Raw genomic sequence first — 8,129 nt, forward strand, 5'->3', positions numbered from 1 at the left:
CAAGCAGAGGAGAGCCGATGAAGTCATTGACCGCCGTGCTCGCGGGCGTCAGTGCCGCGGTACTGTGCGCCGCCACATTCCTGGTGACCGGACAGTCCGCCGCCGCGGCCACCCTGACCGAGGTGACCGGCTTCGGCGCCAATCCCGGCAACCTGCGGATGCACCTCTACGTGCCGGACAACGTGCAACCCAGCCCTGCGATCGTGCTCGCCATGCACGGTTGCGGCGGTTCGGGCCCGGGCTTCTACTCGGGTTCGGAGTTCCGGACGCTCGCCGACCGGCACGGATTCATCGTCATCTACCCGTCGGCGTCCAAGAAGGGCAACTGCTTCGACTCCTGGTCCGCCGCGTCGCAGGTGCGCGACGGGGGCAGCGACCCGGTCTCGCTGATGTCCATGATCACCTACACGCGGCAGCGCCACAACGGTGACGCCGACCGCATCTACGTCACCGGCAGCTCCGCCGGCGGCATGGAAACGAACATCATGCTCGGCAACTATCCCGACGTCTTCAAGGCCGGGGCGGCGTTCATGGGGGTGCCGTTCGGCTGCTTCGCGAACGAGGCCGACTACATTCCCTCGCCCGGCGCGAGCAACTGTGCCTCCGGGCGGATCAGCAAGACGCCCCAGCAGTGGGGAGACCTGGTCCGCGCCGCCTATCCCGGGTACAGCGGTCCCCGGCCGCGCGTCCAGCTCTGGCACGGCACCACGGACAACCTCGTGTACTACGCCACCCACCAGCAGGCGATCGACCAGTGGACCAACGTGTTCGGCCTGAGCCAGACGCCCACCGCCACGGACACGCCGCAGCCGAACTGGAACCGCCGCCGCTACGCCGACAACTCCGGCACGGTGCGGGTCGAGGCGTACAGCATCCAGGGGGCCGGCCACAGCCTGCCGATGAGCGGGATGGCCGCCGCCGCGATCCAGTTCTTCGGCCTCACCGGCGGGCCGAGCCCGACCCCGACCCCGACCCCGACCCCGACACCGAGTCCCACCCCGACGCCGACTCCTTCCCCCACCCCCACCCCCACCCCCGACCCGGGCACCGGGTGCAGGGTCACCTACGTTCCCAGCACCTGGAACAACGGCTTCACCGCCGACGTCACCGTGACGAACACCGGCGCGACCCCCGTCAACGGCTGGACCGTGACCTGGACGTGGCCGGGGAACCAGCGGGTCACCAGTGCCTGGAACGCCACGGTGACCCAGTCGGGCTCCCAGGTCAGCGCGCGCAACCTCTCCTACAACGGCACCCTCGCCCCGCAGGCCCGGACCGGTTTCGGGTTCCAGGGCACGTACAGCGGCACGAACTCGGCTCCGACGGCGTTCGCACTGAACGGGACCCCCTGCGTCATGGGGTGAGTCCGTCCAGGAGGCCGGCGGCCACTTTCAGGGCGGGCCGTTCGTACTCCTCGGCGCGTGCGTGGAAGACCTGCTCTGCCCGGATCGCCGGCCAGTCCGCGGGGAGGTGTTCGGCCGGCAGGTGGGGATCCTGCCGGACGAGCTGCAGCCAGTCGGTGTGCAGCAACAGCTGCCGTACGAGATCGTCCGGCGCGTCGGGAAGTGGCCGGGTGACGTCCCACCTGGTGAGGAACGCCCGATAGCGCCGGGCGATCTGCTCGATGTCGAAGGCCTTCGCGACCAGGTCGGCGGCCTCGGTGGGTTCGAACGCCCTGGCGGTCAGCACCGTGACGTGGTCGTCCACGTCCAGCGAGTCGAACACGCCGGTGACCTCCTTCGCGCCCGGCGCGATCCACAGCCCGTTCTGCAGCGGGCCGAACCCGGCCCAGACGAGCCGGGACCGCAGGTCGTGGCGGGTGCTGCGCCGGCTGTCCGGCAGGGAGAACCCGACGACCGTCCAGGTGCCGTCCCAGTCGCGGTTCACCGCGCCGGTCTCCCAGATCCGCCGGCGCCCGTCCCGGAGCACCGCCACGGCGTACGGGGTGAGCTCGATGTACGCCCTGCGTCCCACCCGGTACCGGGTCACGAGGTTGCGCTTCACCATGCGAGCGAGCGTGGACCGGACGGCCTCCTCGGAGACGCCGAGGCGGGCGAACACCTCGATGATGCCGCCCGAGGAGATGGCGGTGCCCCGGTCCAGCGCGTAGATGCCGAGGAAGCTGAATATCAGGGACTGCGGGCGCACTGCCGGCACTGCCGGCACTGCCGGCACTGCCGGTTCGTCTTCGCCGCCGATGGTCACACCGAAAGCGTAGACGGACCGGATGTCAGGCACATAATTGACGGAAGTCAGATATCTGCCCGAGGAGAGCTCATGAACGTCGACGAACTGGTCGCCATCGACGTACACACGCACGCGGAGGTCTCCGCCGACGGGCACGCCTCGCTCGGTGACGAGCTGGCCGCTGCCTCGGCGAAGTACTTCAGGGGACACTCCCGGCCCACCATCCCCGAGACGGCCGCCTACTACCGCGAGCGCAGGATGGCGGCGGTGGTGTTCACCGTCGACGCCGAGCACGCCACCGGGCATCCGCGCATCTCGAACGAGGAGGTCGCGGCGAGTTGCGCCGCCCACGCCGACGTGCTGATCCCCTTCGCCAGCGTCGACCCGTGGAAGGGCAGGGCCGGTGTCCGCGAGGCACGCCGGCTCGTGGCCGAGCACGGGGTGCGCGGCTTCAAGTTCCATCCGAGCGTCCAGGGCATGGCGCCCGACGACCGGGCGGCCTACCCCCTCTACGAGGCGATCGAGGAGATGGGCGTGCCGGCGCTGTTCCACACCGGCCAGACCGGCATCGGCGCCGGCCTGCCCGGCGGGGGCGGGATCCGGCTGAAGTACTCCAACCCGATGCTGGTCGACGACGTCGCCGTGGACTTCCCCGAACTGCGGATCATCCTCGCTCATCCGTCCTTTCCCTGGCAGGATGAGGCTCTGGCGGTCGCCACGCACAAGCCGTACGTCTACATCGACCTGTCCGGATGGTCGCCGAAGTACTTTCCTCCGCTGCTCATCCGGTACGCCAACACGCTGCTGAAGGACAAGGTGCTCTTCGGGTCCGACTACCCGATGATCACGCCGGACCGATGGCTCGCCGACTTCGACGCCCTCGACATCAAACCCGAGGTCCGCCCGAAGATCGTCAAGGACAACGCCGTACGCCTGCTCGGGCTCGACGCTCCCTAATGTCGGGCAAAGCATTGACGTTCGTCATGAATGTGCCTAACCTCCGGGCAAGTAAGCGCAGCAGTTCGCTCTCGGGCTGAGGAGCTCGGTCATGACGAACCCGTCGGTCTCACCTCCCAACCAGGTTCAGCTCCGCCGCGCGGTGGCCTCCAGCTTCCTGGGCAGCGTCATCGAGTACTACGACTTCCTGCTGTACGCCACGGCCTCGGCGGTGGTCTTCAGTAAGATCTTCTTCTCCTCGCTCGACCCGCTCGCGGCCACGGCCGCCAGCTTCGGCACCTTCGCCACGGGCTACCTCGCCAGGCCGCTCGGCGGAGTGATCTTCGGTCACTTCGGCGACCGGCTCGGCCGCAAGCGCATGCTGGTCCTGACCATGATCCTGATGGGCCTCGCCAGCTTCCTCATCGGCGTGCTCCCCACCTACGAGCAGATCGGCGTCCTCGCCCCCGTCGCCCTCGTCGCCCTTCGCGTGCTGCAGGGCGTCGCCATCGGCGGCGAATGGGGAGGCGCCGTGCTGATGTCCGCCGAGCACGCGACCAGCCGCCGCGGCCTCTGGGCGGGCTTCACCAACGCCGGCGCCCCGTTCGGCATGGTGCTCTCCACCGGGGTGCTCAGCGGCACCGCGGCCGTCGTGGGCGAGGAGGCGTTCCTGAGCTGGGGCTGGCGGGTGCCGTTCCTGCTCAGCATCCTGCTCCTGGCGGTCGGCCTGTTCGTCCGGTTGCGGGTCGAGGAGACCCCGGTGTTCGAGGCGGCCGGCGGCCGCGCCGCCCGGATGCCGCTGCTGGAGGTGTTCCGCCACCATCCGAAGGCACTGCTTCTCGGGGTGGGTGTCGGGCTGTCCGCGTTCGTGGCCCAGGGCACGCTGACCACCTATCTCATCGCCTACGGCGTCCGGACCGGTTTCACCCGGCAGGCCGTGCTGAACGGTCTCACGCTCTCCTCCGCGCTGGCCGTGGTGAGCATCGTCGCCTGGGCGGCGCTCTCGGACCGGGTCGGACGCCGTCCGGTCGTGCTGGCGGGAGCGCTGCTCATGGCCGTGTTCGGCTTCGTCCTGTTCCCGATGGTGAACACCGGCAGCGTCGCCGTGCTCGTCATCGCGCTGGTGCTGGGCCAGGCGGTCATCCACCCGCTGATGTTCGGTCCGCTCGCGGCGCTGTACGCCGAGCTCTTCCCCACCAGGAACCGCTACACCGGCGCCTCGCTCGGCTACCAGCTCGCCGGACTCGGCGCCGGCCTGGGCCCGTTGCTCTTCGCCCAGCTGGACGCGTCGTCCGGGGGCGGCAGCACGACGACGATCTCGGTGATCATCGCTGTCTGCTGCCTGCTGACCGTGGTCTGCGTGCTGGCGCTGCGTGAGACCAGCACCGACGACCTCGCCTCGGACGCCCCGGCGATTCCCGCCGCCACCGATGCGTAACACCGGGCTCGGCGGCTGGCCCGCCCGCCGGGCCCGGATGAGCCCCGGTCGCACCGCGTTCGTCTTCGCGGGCCGGTCGGTCAGTTACGCCGACGTCCACGAGCGGGCTACCCGCCTGGCGTCGCGGATGCGCGAGACGGGGATCCGGCCGGGGGACCGGGTCGCCTACCTCGGCCCCAACCACGTCGCCTTCGCCGAGACCATGTTCGCCACCCACATGCTGGGCGGCGTCTTCGTCCCGCTGAACTTCCGGCTGGCCGCGCCCGAGATCGCCTACATGCTCCGGCACTCGGGCGCCTCGCTCCTCGTGTACGACCCAGGCTGCGCGGAGACGGTACGCGACCTGCCCGGACCGTACACGGTCGTGGCCCTGCGGTCGCCCGCCCCGGGGGAGCACGACTTCGAGACCTGGGTGGCGCGGGGCGATCCGGATCCCGTAGACGTCCCGGTGGCGCTCGACGACGTCGCCCTGATCCTCTACACCTCCGGCACGACCGGCCGTCCCAAGGGCGCGATGCTCAGCCACGCCAACCTGGTGTGGAACTGCTTCAACATGATGATCGGCGTGGACGTGACGAGCACCGAGGTGACGCTGATCAGCGCGCCGCTCTTCCACGTCGCGGCCCTGAACCAGACGATGCTGCCGACCTTCCTCAAGGGCGGCACCTCGGTGATCATGCCGTCCTGGGACGTCGAGCTCTGTTACGACCTCATCGAGAGGCACCGCGTGACGTGGATGTTCGGCGTCACCACGATGTTCGCCGACCTCGCCCGGTCGCCGCGCTGGGCCGGTGCCGACCTCTCGTCGCTGCGCACCCTCATGTCCGGCGGCGCCGCCGTCCCCGTGACGCTGATCCACGCCTACCAGGAGAGGGGCCTGGTCTTCTGCCAGGGCTACGGGCTGACCGAGACCGCACCCGGCGCGACCTTCCTCGAGGCGGGCGAGAGCGTGCGCAAGGTGGGCTCGGCCGGGGTCCCGGTCTTCTTCTCCGAGGTGTCCGTGGTCCGCCCCGATCTCACCCCGGCACCGGTCGGGGAGCCCGGCGAGGTCCTCATCCGGGGGCCGAACGTCACCCCCGGCTACTGGCGGGACCCGGAGGCGACCGCCGCCGCGCTGAGCGAGGACGGCTGGTTCCACTCCGGCGACATCGCGACCGTGGACGAGGAGGGCCACCTGACCATCGTCGACCGCGTCAAGGACATGTACGTCTCCGGCGGGGAGAACGTCTACCCGGCGGAGGTCGAGAACGCGCTCTTCGCGCATCCGGCGGTGGCGGAGGTCGCCGTGGTGGGGATGCCGGACCGGAGGTGGGGCGAGGTGGGCCGCGCTTTCGCCGTGCTCCGTCCCGGCGCCGCCGTCACCTCCGGCGAGCTGACGGCCTTCCTCCGTCCCCGGCTCGCGAAGTACAAGATCCCCGTCTGTTTCGAGATCGTCGACGCGCTGCCGAAGACGGGATCGGGCAAGATTCGCAAATCCGAACTCCGTGACCGCCCCCTGCCCGGATGAGGGCAGGACCCCGGAGGCGCCGTGACGAGTGGCGGGACGGCGAGCGGCCGACGTCCCCTGCACTCATGCCGTACGGCTTCAAGGGGTGCCACACGTCGCGGGGCAGAACGTGACCTCGGGGTGGCGCGGTGACGGCCCCTTCAGCAGGGGCTGCCGCTGCGACTTCAGGTGCTGGTCGAGGAAGGCCGCCACGTAGGTGCGGGTGAGCTCGGCGGAGCGCGCCCCGGACAGAGCGCGGGGGGAGGGCCTGATGCCGAGGGCGCCCGCCAGCAGCGGCAGGTCGGTGAAGGAGTGGTGTTCGGCGCCCGACAGCACGAGCCAGCGTTTCCACCCGGTCAGCAGCTTCCAGTCGCGGTCCCACGAGGTGTCGCGGCCCCCGGGAACGTGCTGCGGCGCACCGATGAACATGAACGGCCGGGCGAACCCGCTCTTGGGAATCCGGGCGTAGGTGGTGCCGTCCATGTCGATCCCGGCGCGTACGCGCGAGTCCTTCACCATGGCCGCCACGGCGGCGGCCCCGCCGATCGACTGGCCCACCATCGCGATCCTTCCGCCGTCGATCAGGCCGGAGCGTTTCCAGCTGGAGGTCAGCCAGTCGAGGACGAAGGAGACGTCGGCGGCCCGCCCCTGGACCACTCTCGGGCCGAAGCCGGGGTCGGTGTCGCCGTCGCAGGCGAGGCACTCGGCGATCCGCCCGTCGGACAGGGTGGTGGCGTAGCTCTCGTGGGTGTGGTCGATGCCGGCCACGACGTACCCGCGGCTGGCGAGGTCCTCGGCCAGGGAGGTGAGGGTGCTCACCGGTTTGGTGAAGCCGGGGGAGAGCACCACCAGCGGGAGCCCGCCCCCCGCAGGGTCGGCGTCCTTGACGGCATTCGTGCGCGTCTTGCTCAGCACGTCGTACGGCGCGCCGGTGATCCTGGAGCCCTTCAGCAGGAGTTCCGATTCCTTGGCCGTCATGTAGGGCGAGCGCTGCCCGTCGCGCCGCTCGGTGGGGTACCACAGGGTGACCTTGAGCCGCCTGGCGTCGGCGTCGGGGTCCCAGGGATCGGGGCGGGAGGTGTCGGTCAGATGCAGGGCGGTGGTGCCGACCGGGTGGGGGCCGGTGGGGGCGGGCAGGGCGGCGGGGCCGGTCGGGGTGACCGGCGGGACGTCGGATCGGGGCGGCGTGGGCGCGGAGCAGGCGGACGCGGCCAGGACGATCAGTCCCGTGGCCAGTCCCGTCGCCAGGGCCAGGAGCTGTCTCATGGGGGTCCCTTCACGCGTGCAGCAGGGCCAGGGCCTTGGCCAGGGCGGGGTCGCGTCCGGCGGCGGCGTCGGTGGGGGTCAGGGGCACGTGGTGGTCGGGCGGCACGCCGATCTTGTCGATCACCTCGCGATCGGGCCCGAGGTGGTGCCTGGTGGGAAAGCCCAGGAGGGTGTTGTTGGCGAGCAGGTACGGTTGCGCCGGGCCGGAGACGAGCCCGGCGGTCCTGGTGCCGGCCAGTTGTCCGAGGCGCAGGTCCTTGACCGCGGAGCTGAAGTGCTCACACGCCGAGGCGCAGCCGCGGTCGGTGAGCACCACCAGCGGCAGGCCGAGCAGCTCGACGGTGTCGTCGGTCCGCATGGTCTGGCAGGTGCCGTCCACGGTGCACTGGTGGGCGGTGACCTTGCCGTGGGTGAAGGCGCTCAGCAGCCGGATCGCCTCGGTGGGGCTGCCGCCGCCGTTGCCGCGCAGGTCCAGCACGACGCCGGACAGGGTGCGGCCCGTGCGCAGCCGGGTGATGGCCTTGAGGACCCGGTTGGCGGAGTCGGGGGCGAACCCGGTCATCCGCACGTAGGCGACGTCGTCGTCCAGCAGCTTCGATCGCACCACCTGCAAGGTGGCCAGGTCGCGCTGGTAGAGGCCGGGCTTGAGCGTGACCGTCCAGCGGCGGCCGGTGCTCTGGCGCAGTAGCCGCAGTCGCACCGGCCGCGCGTCGGGGTACTGCGGGTAGAGGGCGGCGATGGCGGGGGTGGCCTTGGCGTCGATGAAGGGCGCCGAGCCGTTGATCGACTCGATGATGTCGCCGGGGCGCAGGCCGG

Annotated in this window: 7 protein-coding genes; 4 read left to right on the forward strand and 3 right to left on the reverse strand. The window is 70.7% G+C overall.

Annotated features, from left to right (window positions below):
- Window positions 1-17: 17 nt before the first annotated feature.
- Entirely contained in the window at window positions 18-1,364 is a 1,347-nt protein-coding gene (locus tag ACTOQ3_RS06840; protein ID WP_440082553.1) for an extracellular catalytic domain type 1 short-chain-length polyhydroxyalkanoate depolymerase, read from the forward strand.
- Here ACTOQ3_RS06840 and ACTOQ3_RS06845 read toward each other — a convergent pair.
- Window positions 1,354-2,157, reverse strand: a complete 804-nt coding sequence (locus ACTOQ3_RS06845; protein ID WP_440082554.1) for a PaaX family transcriptional regulator — start codon at window positions 2,155-2,157, stop codon at window positions 1,354-1,356. The two genes, ACTOQ3_RS06840 and ACTOQ3_RS06845, sit on opposite strands and share 11 nt — an antisense overlap.
- 120 nt (window positions 2,158-2,277) lie before the next feature.
- Between ACTOQ3_RS06845 and ACTOQ3_RS06850 the strand changes: the two genes are divergently transcribed.
- From ACTOQ3_RS06850 to ACTOQ3_RS06860, 3 genes are all read left to right on the forward strand, one after another.
- Window positions 2,278-3,144, forward strand: coding sequence for an amidohydrolase family protein (locus ACTOQ3_RS06850; protein WP_440082555.1), 867 nt, complete (start codon window positions 2,278-2,280; stop codon window positions 3,142-3,144).
- Window positions 3,145-3,235: 91 nt separating this feature from the next.
- A complete protein-coding gene (locus ACTOQ3_RS06855; RefSeq protein ID WP_440082556.1) occupies window positions 3,236-4,561 on the forward strand; it encodes an MFS transporter in 1,326 nt (441 codons plus the stop codon).
- On the forward strand, window positions 4,554-6,068 hold the full coding sequence (locus ACTOQ3_RS06860; protein WP_440082557.1) for an acyl-CoA synthetase: 1,515 nt from the start codon (window positions 4,554-4,556) through the stop codon (window positions 6,066-6,068). Before ACTOQ3_RS06855 ends, ACTOQ3_RS06860 begins: the two co-directional genes overlap by 8 nt.
- Before the next feature lie 78 nt (window positions 6,069-6,146).
- Here the strand turns inward: ACTOQ3_RS06860 and ACTOQ3_RS06865 are convergent, their stop codons facing one another.
- Window positions 6,147-7,313, reverse strand: a complete 1,167-nt coding sequence (locus ACTOQ3_RS06865) for an alpha/beta hydrolase (protein ID WP_440082558.1) — start codon at window positions 7,311-7,313, stop codon at window positions 6,147-6,149.
- A gap of 10 nt (window positions 7,314-7,323) precedes the next feature.
- Window positions 7,324-8,129 (reverse strand): S41 family peptidase (locus ACTOQ3_RS06870; RefSeq protein ID WP_440082559.1); only part of this gene is annotated, 806 nt, incomplete at its 5' end.

The organism is Streptosporangium sp. LJ11 (assembly GCF_051918945.1).
In the GTDB taxonomy this organism is placed as follows: Bacteria; Actinomycetota; Actinomycetes; order Streptosporangiales; family Streptosporangiaceae; genus Streptosporangium.

Excerpts from the sequence above, each read along its gene's own strand:
- ACTOQ3_RS06855 (WP_440082556.1), top strand. The coding sequence starts at position 3,236 with ATGACGAACCCGTCGGTCTCACCTCCCAACCAGGTTCAGCTCCGCCGC.
- ACTOQ3_RS06860 (WP_440082557.1), top strand. The coding sequence starts at position 4,554 with ATGCGTAACACCGGGCTCGGCGGCTGGCCCGCCCGCCGGGCCCGGATG.
- ACTOQ3_RS06840 (WP_440082553.1), top strand. The coding sequence starts at position 18 with ATGAAGTCATTGACCGCCGTGCTCGCGGGCGTCAGTGCCGCGGTACTG.
- ACTOQ3_RS06850 (WP_440082555.1), top strand. The coding sequence starts at position 2,278 with ATGAACGTCGACGAACTGGTCGCCATCGACGTACACACGCACGCGGAG.
- ACTOQ3_RS06865 (WP_440082558.1), bottom strand. The coding sequence starts at position 7,313 with ATGAGACAGCTCCTGGCCCTGGCGACGGGACTGGCCACGGGACTGATC.